Raw genomic sequence first — 18,429 nt, 5'->3', positions numbered from 1 at the left:
TCCTATAAAAATTGCTTTAAAAATTCTCTAAGAAGAAGAGAAAAAATAGTAAAAATAAAGCTACTTAAAAGAACAATTTTTTGAGCTAATAGCACTTTTAGATGATTTACTTCAGAGATAGACTCTCCTATGTAAGGTTTTTCAACAAGAACACCTTCATAATAATTAGGACCTCCTATTCTAATTCCCAAAGCTCCAGCTATAGCTGCCTCGGGAATTCCGGAATTGGGACTGAGATGTTTTCTTCCATCTCTTAGCATAATTTTAAAAGCCCTTTTAGCATTTTTTAAACCTAAAAGCATAGCACTTGCTAAAATTATAGAAATCCCTGCTAATCTTGCAGGAAGAAAGTTAAACAAATCATCTATTTTAGCAGAAAACCAACCAAAGTTTAAATATTTTTCGTTTTTATACCCCACCATAGAATCAAGAGTGTTTACAGTTTTATAAAGCACAAGAAAAGGGAAACCTCCTACTATAAAATAAAAAAGAGGAGCGATTATGCCATCATTTAAATTTTCTCCCAGGCTTTCAATTATGGCTATTCTTATCTCTTTTTCAGAAAGTCTTTCAGTATCTCTTCCTACTAAGGCTTTTAGTTTATCTCTGGCAGAGTTTAAATCACTGATTAAAACCAAATCCTCCACCTCTTTACCTGCCTTAATAAGCCCTTTTAAAGCTATAAAAAGGCTTGCAACAAGTATTAAAATTATCTCTGAGAATATTTTTCCATAAAAAGAAAAACTGCATAGTTTAATTAAAAAACAGATAAAAACTAAAGAAACAGAAAAAGTGGCAGAGTAGACGACTAATGCCAGAAAAACTCCGCCAATTTTTTCTAAAAAAGCTTTGGAAAAGCCAAGCTTAATTCCAAGGTTTATCAAAGTTCTTAAAAATTTTTCAGTAAGTTCTATGAGTTTCCCTATGGCACAGACAGGATGAAACCTTTTGGGATCACCTATAATTAAATCTCCAACCAAAGAACCTGCTACACCCCACCAGTTAACATAAAACACTTTCATAGCTTTATCAAACTCCAGATTTTTTCCATATTGAGATGTGTTTCTACTAATTTAGCCAAGGTATTAAAAGTAATTTCTCTAAGTTTTTTATAGGAGTAGCTTTTTTCTAAGGGAGTGAGTCCCTTTTTTTCTCTTACTTTGTTAAGAATAAATCTTCTAAAATCGTCATTTTCAAAAATTCCATGAAGATAAGTTCCCCAGATACTTTCTTTTTGAGATCCCTCTTTTTTTATCTCTTTTGTAGCAAATCTTTTAATGGTAAAAAGATTTAAATCTCCCTCACTTTCTCCCATATGTATTTCATAGCCCCAGATTTTTAAATTCTCTTTAAGATTACAATAACCTTCTGCCTGTGTGGTTATTTTTTTGGGATAAAAAGTGGTTTCTATATCAAGAAGCCCAAGCCCTTTGATTTCTTTTAAATCGCTTTCTACCTTTTCTGGATCTTTTAAAATTTTTCCAAGCATTTGAAAACCACCGCACAAACCTATAATTTCAACTCCCTTTTCTGCAAGATATTTTAAAATTTTATCTATTTTAAGGCTCTTTAGCCATAAAAGGTCTTCCACAGTCCTTTTTGATCCAGGAATAATAACTACATCTGCAGAAAGAAGTTCCTCTTTTCTCAGAGAATATAAAAGCTCTACATCTGGCTCATATTTCAAAGGATCAAAATCGCTAAAATTGGAAATATATTTCAGTCTTAAAACTACAATTTTAATAAGTTTGTTTTTCTCTGAAGAAAAAGTTTTGTGATAAGAAAGTCCGAGGCTATCTTCAGAAGAAAGGCTAAGCTCTTCAAAATATGGAAGAACTCCCAAGCAGGGTTTCTGGCAAAGTTTTTCTATCTCTCTTATTCCAGGTTTTAAAATCTCTACATCTCCTCTAAATTTATTTATTATAAAGCCTTTAATTAGTTTTTCAGATTTGCCCACCAGTTTTATAGTGCCATAAAGAGAGGCAAAGACACCACCTTTATCTATATCTCCCACCAAAATAACAGGTGCCTTTAGATATTCAGCTACAGCCATATTTACAATATCACTATCTCTGAGATTGATCTCAGCAGGGCTTCCTGCTCCTTCAACTATAAGCAATTCATAGTGTTTTTTTAAATATTCAAGAGATTCCAAAACTTTATTCCAGAGCTTCTTTTTTTCTGCATAATATTCCTTAGGTTTAAGTGTTTTATAAACCTTTCCATGAATAATTACTTGAGAGCCTTTATTCCCATCAGCTTTAAGAAGGATGGGGTTCATGTGTATTTCAGGTTCTAATCCAGCAGACATGGCTTGTAAAGCCTGAGCAAGACCTATTTCTCCACCATTTTTAGTAATAAAACTCTGTAAACTCATGTTTTGTGCTTTAAAGGGTGCAACTTTAAATCCCAAGTTTTTTGCGATCCTGCATAGAGCGGTTACCAATAAACTTTTTCCTGCTCCAGAAGATGTTCCTTGTATCATCAAAGCTTTAGCCATAAAATCCCCAGAAAAAAAGACCTATTATTTCGCTTATTTCTACTGTAGCTCCTAAATTATCACCTGTAATTCCCCCAAATTTCTTAATACAGACTCTATTTATAAAAAAACTGGTTAAATAGAGAAAAACAGGAAAAAATAAAAAAATTAGTTTTTTAGTTTTAAAAATGTAAAAAGTTAGCAAGGAAAAAGGCAAAATAGAACCCAGTAAAATATGTTTAAAACTTAATCTTCCTACAAAAATAGCTCCTAATCCTTCTTTTTTAGCGGGTTTTCCATGATACATCAGAGGAAGTAGAGCCCATCTTGAAAAACTAAAAGTAAAAATTAAATGCCAGAAATAGAAAAGATTTGTAAAGATAAATTTTAATAAAGTAAATTTAAAAAGAAGATCCATAAAAACTGCACAAACACCTCCTACACCTACTGTGCTATCTTTCATAATAGTAAGCCGTTTTTTTCTATCAAAATCTCCATTACCAGAGGATTTGTAAAATAAGGCATCAAAAGTATCAGAAAGCCCATCCAGATGGAAAATACCTCTTATAAGAAAGATAACTATTAATACCAGAAGAGCCAAAAATTCAACAGGCAAAAAATTTTTGCAGATAAAAACAGCTAAAAAAGAAGCAAGTCCTTCAAAAGCACCCACCCATGGAAAAAAAATAACGGAATTTTTAATGTCTTCCACAGTTATATCTTTTAACCTTACAGGTAGTAAGGTTAAAAAAGAGAAAGCTATAAAAAGTTTTTTCATTTTTTTTCCTCTGAAACCCCGGCTTCATCAAAGGTTGCCATTTCTTTATAGATTTTTAAACCAGCCTCAATAATGGTCATGGCAAGAGCAGCTCCTGTTCCTTCTCCCAATCTCATGTTAAGCCTGAGAATAGGCTCAAGTCCCATATATTCAAGCATAACTCTATGTCCTTTTTCTTCTGAAAGATGTCCTGCGAATATGTAATCTTTTACTGCAGGATCAAAGGTATAGGCAATAAGAGCTCCAGCTGTAGAAATAAAACCATCTATAACTACAGGAATTCTTTTTTCTGCTGCTCCAAGAATAAGTCCTGCTATTGCCCCTATTTCAGCTCCTCCAACCTTGGAAAGCACATCCAAAGCATCTGAAGGATCAGGTTTATGCTTATTTAAAGCTTCTTCTATGACTTTTATTTTATGCTGTAGAATATGATCATTAATTCCTGTTCCTCTTCCTACTACATCTTTTACAGGCTGTCCTGTGATAGCTGCACAAACAGCAGATGAAGGAGTGGTATTACCAATTCCCATATCTCCTGTGGCAAGAAGATTATAGCCCTGGTCTATATACTTATGGGCAAGTTCAATCCCGATATTAATACATTTTTCAGCTTCCTCTTTGGTCATGGCAGGTTCATTTTTAAAATTTCTTGTTCCCCAGACAACTTTTCTGGAAATGAAATTAGGATGATTTATATGACTTAGATCTGCATCCACTCCTATATCAATTACTATTACATCTGCTCCTGCATGCCTTGCAAGCACATTTATTCCTGCCCCCCCTCTTAAAAAGTTATAAACCATCTGAGCAGTAACCTCTTTTGGAAAAGCAGAAACTCCTTCTTCTACTATTCCATGATCTCCTGCAAAAACAAAAACAGCTTTTTTATTAATAGCTGGCATTTTGTTTTCAAAAATAGCCACCAATTTTGCTGCAAATTCTTCCAACCTTCCCAGGCTTCCTCTGGGTTTGGTAAGGCTGTCAAGTCTTTTTTGAGCTATTTCAAACCACTCTTTTTTTAAAGGCTTAATCTTCATCTCCACCTCCTACTTAATTTTTAAAGGAATTCCTGCGATTACTAAATAAACCTCATCAGAAACCTCAGCTATTCTCTGATTTAAAATGCCTAAATAATTGGCATAATTTCTGGAAATCTCATTGGCAGGTATAATGGTTAGACCCACCTCGTTTGAAACTATAAATACATATCCTCTTTTAAAATTTTTTAAAACCTCTATAAAATCATCTAAAGCAGGTTTTATATCTATTTTATAATAAAATAGGTTCCCTAACCAGACTGTTAAGCAATCAATTAAAATCACATCATAAATTTTTAGAAGTTTCTTAAGTAAGCTGGAAAGATGAATAGGTTCTTCAAAGGTTTCAAAGGTGTATCCTCTTTCTAATTTATGTTTTTCTATTCTTTTTTTCATTTCTTCATCAAAAGGCTCTGCTGTCCCTATAAAAGCCCTTTTTCCAACAGTCTGATTGGCAAGATTTAAAGCGAAACTACTTTTTCCACTTTTAATTCCTCCAAGTATCAATACAAGCTTTTTTTGCATGTCTTTTCCTTAAGTCAAAGGTATTAATTCTAAATAGAGCCTTTTACCTTCTTGATAAATTTTTCCTTTTTTAAATTTTACCCTTTTTTTAAAAATGGGTCCATCATATACAAAAGAGTGAAATTCTCCTTCTTCTCCACAAGGGTCTATATTTCCTAATTTTTTAACCTTTTCTATAAAATCTCTATTTATTTCCTGTCCCAGCCATTCTTTTCCAAGAAAATTTTTATTGATGGAAACTATTAAGGCCTTGAAACCTGCATTCACAAATTCATTAATGAGTGTTTCTGTATCTTTTAGCCAAAGAGGTAAAAGAGGAGTTATTCCAGATTCTTTACAAACTCTTTCCACCCAATTTCTATGAACCTGTAAATATATGTCTCCAAAAATTCCTGTATTAATACCTCTTTTTTTTAAATCTTTTAAAATTTCTTTAAATGAGTTTTCATAATCTTCCCAGCTACTCTTTTTTTGAATAATAGGAATACCTAAGGCTTGAGACTGAAGTTTTAAAAGTTCAGCAGGGAGCCCATGAGACCTGCTTTTTTTTCCATCAGGCTGTAACATGTTAACTAAATAGCATACTTTCCATCCATCTTTTAGAGCCTTAAAAACTGCAAGAGTGCAATCTTTACCCCCACTCCAACAGGCAAAGGCTTTTTTATCCATTTTGTAATTTCTCCAGTATATTCTCTAAAATTTTTAAAAATAAAGTATTCTCTTCTGAAGTTTTTATAGCTATTCTAAAAAATTTATTATTTAATCCTCTGAAATTTTTACAATCTCTGATTAAAATACCATTTTTAAGAAATTTCTGGGTTAAGGCTTCAGAGTTAATATAAGGAGTGTTAATTTTTATCAATAAAAAATTGGTAACAGAGGAAAAGGCTTTAAAAATTTTAGAACTTGCAAAATAATTTAAAAATTTTTCTTTTTCTTTAGCAATAATTTTTTTTGTTTCATCTATCTGGATTTTATACTCCAATAGATAATTTGCTAAAGCCTGGGCCAATCCATTTACATTCCATGGCATTAAAAAATTTTTAATTTTATTTATAGTTTTAGGATGAGAAATTAAATATCCCAATCTTAAACCAGGAATTCCAAAAAATTTAGTAAAACTTCTAATAATGATTAAATTTTGATAAATTTGTGTAAGTTTAATTGCAGTATACTTTTTTTCCTTATACAAAAAGTCCATAAAGCTTTCATCAATAATTGCAAAAGCATTTAGAGATAGTAGTTTTTGGATTTTTTCCAAGTCTAAAATCAGATTTCCTGTAGGATTATTAGGATTACAAATAAATATACTATCTATGGAGTTTTGAGATTTTAGAAAATTTATTAAATTTTCCCAATCAGGTACAAAATTTTTACTTTCTTCTAACAAATAAAAAGAAATTTTAGCATTTATCAATTTTAAAGCTCTTTCATATTCAGAGAAAGTTGGTATTAAAATAAGGGCATGTTTAAGATTTAGGGCTTTTGGAACTAAATAAATAAGTTCTGTAGCACCATTCCCACATAGAATATTTTCAGGAGTAATATCCCAGTATTCAGCAAGTTTCTGAGTCAATTCCTTAGCTTCTGGATCAGGATATTTAGAAATTGCTTCAGCAATAGAGTTTGTGTTTTTCTGAAAAAAATTTTTAATGTAAGGTAAAGCATAAGGGTTGATATTACTGCTAAAATCCAAGATTTTACGATTTAAAAATTTTTCTAAGGAAGACAAATTTCCTCCATGATTAAAAATATTAGAATACAGATCTTGCAAATTGCTTCTCCCTTAACTTTTTATATAAGTTTTTCTATTTCTCCTTCGATTTCTAAATAAATTTTTTTTAGTTGTTTTTCTGTTTTTTTATCTGCTTTCCACATCCCACGGGAAATGGCTTCAAGCAATTTTTCAATGATATTTTGCAAGGCATAGGGATTAACCTTTTTAAGCCACTTCTGCATCTCTTTATTCAGGGCATATTTTCTGGCAATTTCTTCATACATCCAATCTTCTATTACTTCTGTAGTTGCATCCCAGCCAAACACAATATCAAGCACATAAGAAATATCTCCTGCACCTTTATATCCATGTCTTTTCATACCTTCCAACCATTTAGGATTAACTAAACGAGATCTCAAAATATGTTTTGTCTCTTCTGCCAAAGTTCTTATTTTTACTCTTTTTGGATCAGAAGAGTCTCCTACTAAAGAAAGGGGACAATCTCCTTTAACAGTTTTAACTGCTGCAATTAATCCTCCATAATAATTATAATAATCTGTGCAAGACATAATATCATATTCTCTGGTATCTTCATTTTTTACTGTAACTTCCATTCTGGAAAGAAGATTTTTAAAGTTTTCTGTTTTAAATTTTCCGTAAGTATTTTTTCCATAAGCATAGGCACTCCATTTTATATAAATATTTCCTAGATCTTCCTGATTTTTCCAATCTTTGGATTCTATAAGTTCTGAGACACCGGCTCCATAGGTCCCCGGAGGACATCCAAAAACTCTAAAAGTAGCCTCTCTAAAAGCCTCCCCTTCGTTCATTCCCATTTTTATATACTTTTTAATATCCTCTAAAACATTTTTCCTCAGTATATTCATTTCAGGAGGTTCTTTTATTTTTACAACTGTTTTTACAGCTTCATCAATGAGTTCTACAAGGTTTGGAAAAGCATCTCTGAAAAATCCAGATATTCTTACAGTAACATCAATTCTTGGTCTACCGAGCTCTTCAAGGGGTATTATTTCTAATCCTTCTACTCTTCCACTACCTTTAGCCCAACGAGGTCTTACCCCCATAAGATAAAAAATTTCAGCTACATCATCGCCTTTAGTTCTCATAGTGCCTGTTCCCCATAAAATTATTCCTACATTGGAGGGATATTTTCCTGTTTCTTTTAAAGACTTTTCTATAAGTTCTTCAGCAAGTCGTTTACCTATTTCCCAGGCAGAGGGAGTGGGAATTTGAAGAGGATCTACTGAATAGAAATTTTTCCCTGTTGGTAGAATATCTGCCTGACCACGGGTTGGAGCTCCAGAAGGTCCTGGAGAAACAAATCTTCCTGAAAGTGCTTTTAAAGTTGCGTCTATTTCTTCAGAGGTTTTTTTTATGTTTAAAACTAAATTTTCACAAATATACTTTAAAACCTTTTTAAGTTCTTTGTCAGGTTTCTCAAAATATTTTTTTGTTATATTTTCTATAGCTTCTATAGAAAAATTTTCCCTTTCTAATTCTTTTATAATGGATCCAGCTATTTTATGAGCTTCCTGAATGAGTTTTCTTTCTTTTTTCTTTTTAAGTAGCTCATCATAATCATATCCCCAAATCTTTAAAATAGCCTCTCTTAAGGATGGAATTTCTCCATTAGGCAGGCGTGTCAATTGCACTAAAAATTCTACCAATCTATCTCCATCAGGAGGTCTACCAAGGATATGAAGTCCATCATTTATTATAGTATCTCCTAATTCATCCAAATAATTGTGCAAAGATTTCAAAAATTTTTCAAAATCTGCAAAAGCTTCTTCTTTTTTTATTTTTAAATCTTTATCCAGATTAGCCTCACATACAGCCTTCCATATTAAAGGTTTAAGAATTTCTATTTTTTTAGGATCTTCTCTTTGAGCATCTGCATACTCATTTAATAAATTTTCTACCTTAGCCAACTCTTCATATAAATCTGCATTTGTAAAAACCGGTGTGAGATGGTCTATAATACAGCAATAAGATCTTCTTTTAGCTTGAGTTCCTTCTCCGGGGTCATTTATAATATAAGGATAAATATTAGGAAGATCCATAATAGCAATATCAGGATAACACTTCTTGGAAAGCCCTGCGGATTTTCCAGGGAGCCATTCTAAAGAACCATGTTTCCCTACATGAATAATAGCATCAGCTTTAAAAACATTTTTAATCCACCTGTAAAAAGCTAAATAATAATAGGGTGGAGAAAGGTTTGTATCATGATAAATTTTTTCTATATTTTCTAAATAACCTCTGGGAGGTTGAATTGTTATAAAAATGTTTCCATTTATTATACCAGGAAAATACATTTTGTTCTGCCATACAAAAAGTTCTCCTGGAGGTTCTCCCCAATCTCTTTTCAATTTATCTTTTACTTTTTCTGGCAAATCTTTGAAACTTTCTTCTATCTCTAATTCTTCCATAATAGCTTGAGATTCTTTTGAAATCTTTTCAGGTATTAACCACCTTTGATCACATGTCATTCCAGAAAGAAGCTCTTTTATTATTTCTTCTCCACTTTTATAAGTTCTTTCTACTTTATATCCTTCACCTTTTAATCTGTTTATTAATTCCTTTACACTTTCAAAACTATCAAGTCCGGCAGCACATCCTATTCTATCATTTCTTGGAGGATAGTGATGAAAAATAATAGCTATTCTTTTTTCATTATTCTTTTTTCTTCTCAATTTAGCCCAATTCAAACTTAAGGAGACAACTTTTTTTATTCTTTCTGGTATAGGCATTTGTTTTACTATCAAAGCACCTGTAAGAGGATCTATTTCACTTTCTTCTCTTGAGGCAACAGGCACAGTTATCAGATTTCCATCAAATTCAGGCTGGGCAACAGAATATGCTACATCCATAATAGAAATTCCCTGTGAACTTTCTTTCCAATCTTTATAAGAAGTCCACATAGGGATAGCCTGAAGAACAGGCACATCTAAATATTTTAAAAGATCTTTATATTCTGGAGCAAAAAGAGTCAAAGAAAATAACATAGGGCTTATCAAACAATCTATAATTGTTTTACCATCTTTTTTAAAAAAGTTTTCCACTATAAAATCTGCACCTTTATTTCCTCTTTCTGCATCTTTATATCTTAAATGGAAAACAGCTATTGCATTTGCTCCTTGTTTTTCTACTTCTTTTATTATGGCATCAATATAGGCTAAATCATCATTTAACCAGTAACTTTGATAAAACCAGATTCCTATAGTGGGTTTTTGAGGATCTATTTTTAAAGGATAATATTCTTTCAAAGTAAATATTCTGGAAAAATCAGGGTGATAAATACCTTCTTCTGGAGGTTTAATAGGTTCGTCAAAAGAAAGTTCTTCTTTAAATAAAAGATACCGGAGATATTTAAGCATATTGTAAAAATTGACTGTTCCACCATAAGAAAGATAGCGATTTAAAATTATCCATGGTTCTTTTCCAAAATCTGGGGCATATTCTTGAGCTGCTAAAATGGCGTCTTCATCTTTTCCAGAAGGATAGATATGAAGATAAGGAATTTTTTTTCCAGAATTTTTTCTCTCTGAAATAGCTTTCATTAATGTATCAAACACAGGGCAGGATTGTCTTCCACCGTGAAGAGTTATAAAAACTGCATCTGCTATAAGAGCCTCTTTTACAAATTTCTGCGCTATTTCTTTATTCAAAAGCTGTGAACCTGTTCTGGCTACAACTTTTATTTTTTCACCTTCATCTTTCAATTTTTTCACTCCAGCGCTTAAAGATGAAATTTCCAAGGAAAAAGGACTATAGTAATAAAGAACAAAGGGCTTCAATTTTTACCTCCAAAGTCTAAATGTTCTCTAAAAATTTTATGCATAGCATGGATGAGCTTTTTGTTTTCTGCATTGTTATAATATGTTCTACTTGGGCAGTCTTCTGGGCAAAGGATAGAAATCTTTTTTAAAGCTAAAAATCCATCAAAATTCAATTTTTCAAGGGTTCCGGAGAAGAAATTGGGATCGTCAACTGTTTGAGAACAAGGATAAAGTGTTCCATCAGGACAAACAGCCAAGCTTTTACCTTTTAAAGCAAAACAAAAGGGATATTTCAAGTTTTTTTCAACTCTATTTTTAAATATTTCAAGTTCTCTAAATTTTACAGGTTTTAGCCTAATTCTATTAACTAAATCCAGAGTTTTTAAAAATTCCTTTAAAATCGCTTTGAACTTTTTTATATCAGGTAATTTTATTTGAGGATTTTTTAAGGCTTGCCCTTTTTTAACAAGAAGGCTTAAGGCAATGCCCTCAAAATTGGGAAAAGTACTTAACAAAAGTAAAAGTTTTGGTAAAAAATTTATATTTAGATTGCTGATCACAGATACTACTTTAAAAGGAACTTCATTTTTTGCCAGAAGTCTCAATTTTTCAAAAACCTTATTTGATTTATCTCTTAAAATTTCCTGAATTTCTGGAGGTCCATCTATACTTATACTTACTTGAATTTTATATCTTTTAAAAATATTAATTAAAGCATTGTCTAAAAGAGTTCCATTGGTTTGGATACCTATGGATGCAGTCAAGTTTTTTTTATAAATAAATTTAGCTAATCTTTCTATAAGTTCTGGATTAAGAAGAGGTTCTCCACCTGTTAATTGCACATGGAAATAATTTTTTGAAGAACCTGCTAAAATCAGTGACTTTTCTGCTATTTCAAAGGGCATATCTTGAATTTTAGAATGTTTATCTTTATAACAATAAACGCAATTTAAATTGCAATTATTTGTTATCAAAAGCATTAAAAATTTCGGTTTTATACCTTTATTCATTTACTACAACTTTGGTATAGGGCACTCCAAAAATTTTCAGATAAAAAGAATTACTATACTTTATAAAATTTATATCTTTAAAATATTCTGGATAAACTCTTACAGCAGTCCAGAGGCTAAGAATAACAAGAGAAGGAGACCATGTCCCAAGATTTCTCGGGGCTTTATAAACCTCGTTTTCTTTTACTGCTTTTATAGGTTGCCATTGAGGATTATGTATAATATCCTCTGGTTTTGCTCTTGTAAATCCCCAAATAAAAATTACATCTGGATTGTATTTTATAAGGTCTTCTATAGATATATTTGCTATAACATTACAATTAGGTTTTATTAGATCACCTATATTTATGGTTTTTAATCTTTTAAAAATATCATCTATGATAGCTCCTTTACAAGCTATACCCAAAGGAGCTAACCTATAAATCCAGACAACCTTTTTAGGTTTAGAGAGCTGAGCTAATCTTTTTTGAATGAGATTTAAGGTTTTATTCATTTCATTAATTAAAAAATTAGCTTTATTTTCCTTACCAAAGATCAAGCCAAATAGTTTGATAACTTTATAAAACTCAGAAATTGTTTCAGGATTGATTGTGATTACTTTTAAACCATGTTTTTCCATAAACTTTACAACTTCAGGATAAAAAGGCCCTGTAATAATTACATCTGGGTTAAGTTTAAGAAGTGTTTCCATATTAATATCTTTTCCCATTCCACTTCCTACAGGGAAAACTTTTTTCTTCCAGTCTGGTTTTATATAATTGAAAAATTTATATTCTCTGTAAACCCAATAACTCACTCCTACCACCTGATTCCACAGACCAAGTGCTAGAATAAGTTCTGGAGCCATAATAACAACGGCTCTTTTCACAGGAGCATTTATAGTAATTTTTCTCCCCAATTTATCTACAATGGTTATCTCTTTTGCAAAAATAGAAGATGAGACTGTTACCAGAAATAAGAATATAAAAATAATCTCTTTACTTTTTGATTTTAAAGCCATTTTGTTCCTCCAGAGCTTTTACTACTGCTTCATGAACTGCTTTTCCAATAAGTTCTCCAATTTTGCTATGTCCACCTGTGTAAGTGATTTTAGGAGTTGTTGTCCCTGAAACAATAATTACATTGTCAGTTCCAGTTCCTGTAGCTTGAACATTTGGAGTATAAGAACTTGGAACTTTTAAATCTTCAAAAGCTGCGGTTTTAGCTTCTGTGATAGTAATAATTGCTCTTGCCATAGCTGCATCTGTCAATATGACATTTGTTAGTAAAATAATATTAACTGTTCCATGGGGTTTTTCGGTCTCTATATAATTTCCTTTATCAACACCAGCTCTTAATGCGTTGGTTTTTGCTCCTGCAGTAACCAGAGCTGTAACTACAAAATTTACATCTTTAGTCTTAAATCTTTTTGTAACCACTGAGAGATTATCCATATTTACAGCGGTAGCTAAAATAGCAACTTTTTCTTTGGGAATATTAAGCAAATCGGCAACCTTTTCTCTTATCTCCTCCATATAAACCTTGCCACCTACTTTGTTTTTTGTTTTTAGAACCTGACAGACTTTTTTCCATAAATTAGGGTGGGCAGAATGATTCACTACTGCTAATACATTTTTAAAAGACTCATAAGTGGACAGACATCTTCTTTCTCGGTTAAATCTTATAACCAAGGTTTTTTCCCACCATCCATCTCTTTGAGAATAGATGATAAAAGCCTTAGCCTGTAATTCCTTTGGTAAAGGGATATTCTTGGCATATACAAACTGAGTTAAGTAGAACGTATTTAATAACAATATAAATAAGATTAACATAATAATTTGCCTCATCTAATCCTCCTTAGCCTCCTCCCTTTATATAAAGGAGGAGGCTAAAAATTTATATAAACAAGGAGGTGTGGTATTTAAAAAGTTATTTTAATCCCACTATAAATTGAGCTATCTAAAGTATTGTAGTTTCTTCTTTCTTCATAATGTTTATTAAATAAATTAGCTACTCTAACAAAGAAGGAGAGATTTTTATTCATTTTATAAGTGGAACTTAGGTTTACAACGGAGTAACCACTAAGCTTTTGAGTATTATATTTATCAGCATATCTTGTTCCTACATAAATATAATCTGCTATAAATGACAATTTTTTAAAAGTATATTCTGCTGAAATTTTAAGTTTACTATTAGGTCTATAAATTAAATATGTATCATTGGATTTATCTTTTGTATCAAGATAGGTATAACCAGTTGAGATATTTAAATTTTGAGAAAGAGCAAAGTGTAAATGAACTTCTAAACCTTGAGCAATAGCACATCCTACATTTTCAGGTTGCCACACCCATGGAGCAACTTCTGTCCATTGAATAAGATTTTTATATTTTTCATAGAATTGAGTCAAAGATACAGTTAATCTATGATTTAAAAAATTTTTTTCTATACCTATATTCCAACCCCAAGATTCCTCAGGTTTTAAGTTGGGATTTCCTTTGGCCCAGCCGGTATCTGGCCAAAATAAATCGTCTAAAGATGGAGCTCTAAATCCTGTGCCATAATTACCTTTAATTTTCAGATCCCAGGGATTAAAATTATATAAAAATCCAATTCTATAAGTGGTTTTGCTTCCAAAGGTTTGATGATCATCATATCTTAATCCAGCATTTAAAATTAAAGAATCTTGAAGTAGTTTAACTTTATTATTTAAATAAAATGCCTTGTTTTCTATCCTTTTATCATAATTACCTTGATTTTTGCCTTCCTCTTTTCTGTATTCAATCCCTGCAACTAATGTATAAAAATTTGAAAAATAAAGATCATGTTGCCAATCTATGATATAAAGACGTTTGTTATATTTTGAAGTTAAATTTGGATCATAATTCCTTTCAATTCTTTCTACTTTAGAAAGTGCAATTTTTTGATGCCAATATTTTGACATAGTAAATTTAACATTTCCAGAAATTATATAATGATTTTGTTTGCTTAAATAATCAGGATCATCAGGAATATTCCCAAAATCATATTCATTCCGTTCATAGCCATATCTTCCTATTAATTCAATATCAATATTTTTATTAGGTCTAAATCCAAATTTGCCAGAGATAAAAGCATTTTTATAACCATCTCTTTCAGAGTCGTATCTGTAAGCAGATATTCCATCTGTATGATAATAAAAAGTAGTTACTCTGTAATCCCACACTTTATTGCCGCCTGATAAAGTTAAAGAAGGTTTATAAGTCCCAAAAGAGCCTGTTTCAAAAGAAGCTTCTATTTTAGGTTTCCCTTTCCCTTTTTTAGTAATTATATTTATCACTCCAGCCATGGCTTCTGAACCATAAAGAGTGCTTTGAGGTCCTTCTATAATTTCAATCTTTTCAATATCATCTACGCTAAGCGTTCCAAAATTAAACCCTCCTGAAGTAGGATCATTTACTTTTACTCCGTCAATCATTACTAAAACTTGATCAGAATTTCCACCTCTTAAAAATACACTTGCTGATTTCCCAGGTCCTCCATATTGAGTAAGGTTTATTTCTGATATTGTTCTTAAAACATCTGTTACGAATTGCATATTTCTTTTTTTTATATCCTTTTCTGTTATTACAATTACATTACTGGTAGTTTCAGAAATTGGCTCTTTTATTTTACTTGCTGTAACTACTACTTCTGGAATTTCAGTAGAAGTTTTGTTATCAGTTTTTGTTGATTCCTTTGCTGAAACATTATTTATAAACAAATTTAAAATCATCAATCCTGTTAAAACACTTGCTTTTCTTTTCATAATTTACCTCCTTTATTTACTTCTTTATGATTTCTTTTAAATGGTCTATATAAATTTTTACAATTTCAGGATTTTCCCCCAATCCTTTAATAATAGGTTTACAAATAAACCCCTCTTTAGTAAGAATGGATTTCCAGCTATCTGGTTGATCTCCAGCCATATCATTGTTAGCATGATCTCCTGCTACTAACATAAAAGGCATAAGATAGACAGTTTTTATTCCCTGTTTTTTTAACTTAGGAATAATGTCAAAAATGGTAGGATGCCCTTCCACTGTAGCAAGGAAGACTCTGGGATTTTTCTTATTAAGAATGCTATTTAAGGCTATGTAGATAGCATTAGCTGGATGTTCTGTTCCATGTCCCATAAAAATCAAAGCTTCTTTTTCTTTTAGATGAATGTTTTTTAATACTGCATTTGCTACTTTTTCCAGGTCCTCATAAGTAGAAACAAGAGGCTTTGAAACTTTGATTTCTTTTATCCCATTTTTCATAAGAGAAAATAGCTTTGCATTGGAATAGAGTAAATGATATTCTTCTCCGGGAATAACATGGAGAGAAAGGATATAAACCTTTTTATAGCCATTGTTCATGAGCTTTGCTAAAGCCATTTCAGGAGATAGGATATGAATTCCTCTTTTAGCTAAAATGTGTCTTATGATTTTAGAAGTGTAAGCCCAGTAAATAGGGATATCGGAAAACTCATTTTTAAGCATACTTTGAACATCCTTCAAAGCCTTTTGCCCAGATGGATAAGTTGTTCCAAAAGCTACTACTAAAATAGCTTTTTTGTTTACATTATTGGACTTGATTTCCATAGCAACTCCTTTTTTATATATAATTTGAACTGTAAGAAAGGCACATAGTAAAAAGTAAATAGCTAAGATCAGATTTTTACGCATAACATACCCCCTTTTCGAATTTTTGAACTTAAAAAAAACAAAAACAGAAAATAGCTAAAGATTGGAATATAAAGAGATTCAGGTGATAAAAGAGAGTTGTTTCATTTTAACACCCCCCTCGAGGTTTTTTAAGGGTGGATAGGTCTTCCGGCTTCCGGATCATCCTACTCGCCGCGCCTTCCCAGTGCCTTTCGGCACCAGTGACCTGTCGGCTAAGAGCTTGCTCTCCGTGAGCTTCAGCTCTTAGCCCAAGGAAGGAAGCCTCCTTTCAGAAGTAAAAACTTCCTACTCGGGACCTCCTTCCCTAGGAGCTCTAAATTTTAGAGCTCCCAAGCGGCTTTCGTCCCCGGTCACGGCTGCGGGGCAGCGGGGGACTTTCACCCCTCTTCCCTGACTTCCACCCCTGTATTTTAAAAGCCTATCTTAACATATTTTTTTGTCAAGAGGTAATACCTAATTTTTTCATAACATAAATTAAATATTTCTATTCTACTTTACTATATTTTGTGATATGAATATGCTTACTTATTGCTTTTAAGAAATTAAGATAAACATTCTATTTAAGGACAGATTATGATAAAATTTATAAAAAAAAGGTAAGAAAATTCTGTCAAAGTGGAATAAATTTTAATAATTACCTTAAATTGAATCAGATGGCTGGGGGAGGAGGATTCGAACCTCCACTAGTGGGTCCAGAGCCCACCGTCCTGCCGATTAGACGATCCCCCAATCTTTGAAAATATAATAATAAATTTTTTGAATATTGTCAAGAGATTTGTAAAAGTTGTGGTTTCAAAGATTCATTTTAAACTTTGATGAAAGTTTATATACTTGACTTTTGGTAATATTTAATCAATAATTTTATTTAAAAATAAACAGGAGGAAAATTTTATGTTAAATATCAAAACTATCGCAGTTCCTGTAGATTTTTCTGATGTAGCTTCTTTACTTGCTCAATATGCTAAGGATTTTGCTAAAAAATTAGGAGCTAAAATAATTTTAATTTATGTTTTAGAAGATTTGACAGCTTATGAGGGACTTTATACTTCAACTAAAATTTTAACAGATTTGGAAAATATGCTTCTTGAAGGGGCAGAAAAGTCTATGAAAGATTTTATAAAAAAGTATTTTTCTGATTGTTCAGAAGTGGAACCTGTAATAGTTAAAGGAGATATAGTAGAAAAAATCATAGAAACAGCTCAAAAATATAAAGCAGATCTAATCATAATAGGAACTCATGGAAGAAAGGGCCTTGATAAAATTTTATTTGGAAGTGTGGCAGAGGGAGTAGTTAAAAATTCCCCCATACCAGTATTAACAGTTAATCCTTATAAATACAAAATAAACTAAATTTAAAACTTTAAAATTTAGATTTTAATAATTTTTTAGCCTTTTGAGCTTCGTTGCTATGAGGATAATTCACTAAAAGCTTTTTAATTAAAATACTAAAAGCCTCTTTATCTCCCAAAGCTTTAAAAGCTAAAGCTTGTTTATACATAGCTGAGGGTTTTAAAGGATGAAATTTAGGTAAATCTATAAGTTTTTGATAATTTAAAATAGCTTCTTCATATTTCTTTTGATTGAAATAGCTTTCTCCTATCCAATAATAAGCTTGTCCAATCCATTTACCCTTAGGAAATTTTTGTAAATATTCTTTAAAAGTTTCAATGGCTTTATCAAAATTTTTGTTTTTATAGTAATTATAAGCTTCTTGAAAAAGATCTGCTTCTGTTAAAGGTTTTTTAATAGATTGCGTAGCATTGTTAGTAGAATTATTAGTAATAGTTTCAGTAACATTTGAAGTGGCGTTACTCAAAGAAGTCATATTATTGATTTTGGTTTGATTTGAAACAATAGTAGAGGTTTTATTAGAGTTTTCATTTATAGTAGTATTGGAATTTTTTTCAAAGGTTTTATTTGAAATTTTTTCAGAGAGAGAAGAAGTTAAAGTTCCATTAATTGTAGCATTAGCAGTAGCATTGGATTTTTCTGCAGGAGCTAAATTGAGTTTATTTTCTATAGTTTTTAATCTTAAGTCCAAAGCCATAAGTTTGGTGTTTAAATCTTCAAACTTGCTTTTGATTTCTTTATCTCTTTCTTCTTGTGAAAATTGCATTTCTTCAATTTGAGAAGCAAGTTGAGCCTGTCTTGATTTAATTTCTTCTATATCTGATAAAATTTGAGTTTTAATGTTTAGAATTACATCTTTGGAAAAATTGTTTTCTAAATTACTTAATCTCTGTTCAATCTCTGAAATTTTTTTGTTTTGCTTATTTACTTCTATTTGTAATTTATTTACCGTTGTCTCTAAATTTATAACTTTTATTTTTAAAGTCTGGAAATCATCCTGATAAGCTACACAACCACCTAATAACAAAGGTAAAACCAGAAAACTTATATAAATCCATTTTTTCATAAG

General features: G+C 31.3%; 15 protein-coding genes, 1 tRNA gene and 1 riboswitch. Of the genes, 1 reads left to right on the top strand and 15 read right to left on the bottom strand.

The features are described 5' to 3' along the window. Positions 1-2: 2 nt before the first annotated feature. The 14 genes from cbiB to CC87_RS04555 form a co-directional block, all read right to left on the bottom strand. The gene (gene cbiB, locus CC87_RS04620) at positions 3-1,022 is read right to left on the bottom strand and encodes an adenosylcobinamide-phosphate synthase CbiB (protein ID WP_038056606.1); all 1,020 of its coding nucleotides are present in this window, start codon (positions 1,020-1,022) and stop codon (positions 3-5) included. Next, positions 1,019-2,500, bottom strand: coding sequence for a cobyric acid synthase (locus CC87_RS04615; protein WP_038056604.1), 1,482 nt, complete (start codon positions 2,498-2,500; stop codon positions 1,019-1,021). The genes cbiB and CC87_RS04615 overlap by 4 nt, the downstream gene beginning before the upstream one ends. Further along, on the bottom strand, positions 2,493-3,257 hold the full coding sequence (gene cobS, locus CC87_RS04610; RefSeq protein WP_038056602.1) for an adenosylcobinamide-GDP ribazoletransferase: 765 nt from the start codon (positions 3,255-3,257) through the stop codon (positions 2,493-2,495). Before cobS ends, CC87_RS04615 begins: the two co-directional genes overlap by 8 nt. Next, complete coding sequence (gene cobT, locus CC87_RS04605; RefSeq protein WP_038056600.1) at positions 3,254-4,294, bottom strand: nicotinate-nucleotide--dimethylbenzimidazole phosphoribosyltransferase; 1,041 nt, start codon at positions 4,292-4,294, stop codon at positions 3,254-3,256. Before cobT ends, cobS begins: the two co-directional genes overlap by 4 nt. Before the next feature lie 9 nt (positions 4,295-4,303). Next, positions 4,304-4,819 carry a bifunctional adenosylcobinamide kinase/adenosylcobinamide-phosphate guanylyltransferase gene (gene cobU / locus CC87_RS04600; protein ID WP_038056599.1) on the bottom strand — a complete coding sequence of 172 codons (516 nt, stop codon included), beginning with the start codon at positions 4,817-4,819 and terminating at the stop codon, positions 4,304-4,306. Between the two features lie 9 nt (positions 4,820-4,828). Continuing rightward, positions 4,829-5,488 carry a Dph6-related ATP pyrophosphatase gene (locus CC87_RS04595; RefSeq protein WP_038056598.1) on the bottom strand — a complete coding sequence of 220 codons (660 nt, stop codon included), beginning with the start codon at positions 5,486-5,488 and terminating at the stop codon, positions 4,829-4,831. Beyond that, on the bottom strand, positions 5,481-6,593 hold the full coding sequence (gene cobD, locus CC87_RS04590) for a threonine-phosphate decarboxylase CobD (RefSeq protein ID WP_051920581.1): 1,113 nt from the start codon (positions 6,591-6,593) through the stop codon (positions 5,481-5,483). Before cobD ends, CC87_RS04595 begins: the two co-directional genes overlap by 8 nt. A 20-nt stretch (positions 6,594-6,613) precedes the next feature. Then, positions 6,614-10,354, bottom strand: coding sequence for a cobaltochelatase subunit CobN (gene cobN, locus CC87_RS04585; RefSeq protein WP_038056596.1), 3,741 nt, complete (start codon positions 10,352-10,354; stop codon positions 6,614-6,616). After that, positions 10,351-11,346 carry a radical SAM protein gene (locus CC87_RS04580; RefSeq protein WP_038056595.1) on the bottom strand — a complete coding sequence of 332 codons (996 nt, stop codon included), beginning with the start codon at positions 11,344-11,346 and terminating at the stop codon, positions 10,351-10,353. The genes cobN and CC87_RS04580 overlap by 4 nt, the downstream gene beginning before the upstream one ends. Further along, a complete protein-coding gene (locus CC87_RS04575; protein WP_051920579.1) occupies positions 11,339-12,346 on the bottom strand; it encodes an ABC transporter substrate-binding protein in 1,008 nt (335 codons plus the stop codon). The genes CC87_RS04580 and CC87_RS04575 overlap by 8 nt, the downstream gene beginning before the upstream one ends. Then, positions 12,324-13,172 (bottom strand): adenosylcobinamide amidohydrolase, encoded by an 849-nt coding sequence (locus CC87_RS04570; RefSeq protein WP_211248394.1) that lies wholly within the window; start codon positions 13,170-13,172, stop codon positions 12,324-12,326. Before CC87_RS04570 ends, CC87_RS04575 begins: the two co-directional genes overlap by 23 nt. Before the next feature lie 74 nt (positions 13,173-13,246). Then, entirely contained in the window at positions 13,247-15,109 is a 1,863-nt protein-coding gene (locus tag CC87_RS04565; RefSeq protein WP_038056593.1) for a TonB-dependent receptor plug domain-containing protein, read from the bottom strand. A gap of 16 nt (positions 15,110-15,125) precedes the next feature. Next, complete coding sequence (locus CC87_RS04560) at positions 15,126-16,010, bottom strand: sirohydrochlorin cobaltochelatase (RefSeq protein ID WP_038056591.1); 885 nt, start codon at positions 16,008-16,010, stop codon at positions 15,126-15,128. 120 nt (positions 16,011-16,130) lie between these two features. Further along, positions 16,131-16,426: riboswitch (cobalamin riboswitch) on the bottom strand. Between the two features lie 238 nt (positions 16,427-16,664). Further along, positions 16,665-16,739: transfer RNA gene (locus CC87_RS04555), tRNA-Gln, on the bottom strand. Between the two features lie 162 nt (positions 16,740-16,901). On the opposite strand from CC87_RS04555, the gene CC87_RS04550 reads away from it, so the two are divergent. Further along, complete coding sequence (locus tag CC87_RS04550; RefSeq protein WP_038056589.1) at positions 16,902-17,360, top strand: universal stress protein; 459 nt, start codon at positions 16,902-16,904, stop codon at positions 17,358-17,360. A gap of 10 nt (positions 17,361-17,370) precedes the next feature. On the opposite strand, the gene ybgF is transcribed toward CC87_RS04550, so the two are convergent. Then, positions 17,371-18,426 carry a tol-pal system protein YbgF gene (gene ybgF / locus CC87_RS08640; protein WP_051920576.1) on the bottom strand — a complete coding sequence of 352 codons (1,056 nt, stop codon included), beginning with the start codon at positions 18,424-18,426 and terminating at the stop codon, positions 17,371-17,373. Positions 18,427-18,429: the final 3 nt, after the last annotated feature.

Origin of the sequence: Thermodesulfobacterium hydrogeniphilum, assembly GCF_000746255.1 — a bacterium.
Classification (GTDB): domain Bacteria; phylum Desulfobacterota; class Thermodesulfobacteria; order Thermodesulfobacteriales; family Thermodesulfobacteriaceae; genus Thermodesulfobacterium; species Thermodesulfobacterium hydrogeniphilum.
This window is presented reverse-complemented; position numbering and strand designations above follow the sequence as displayed.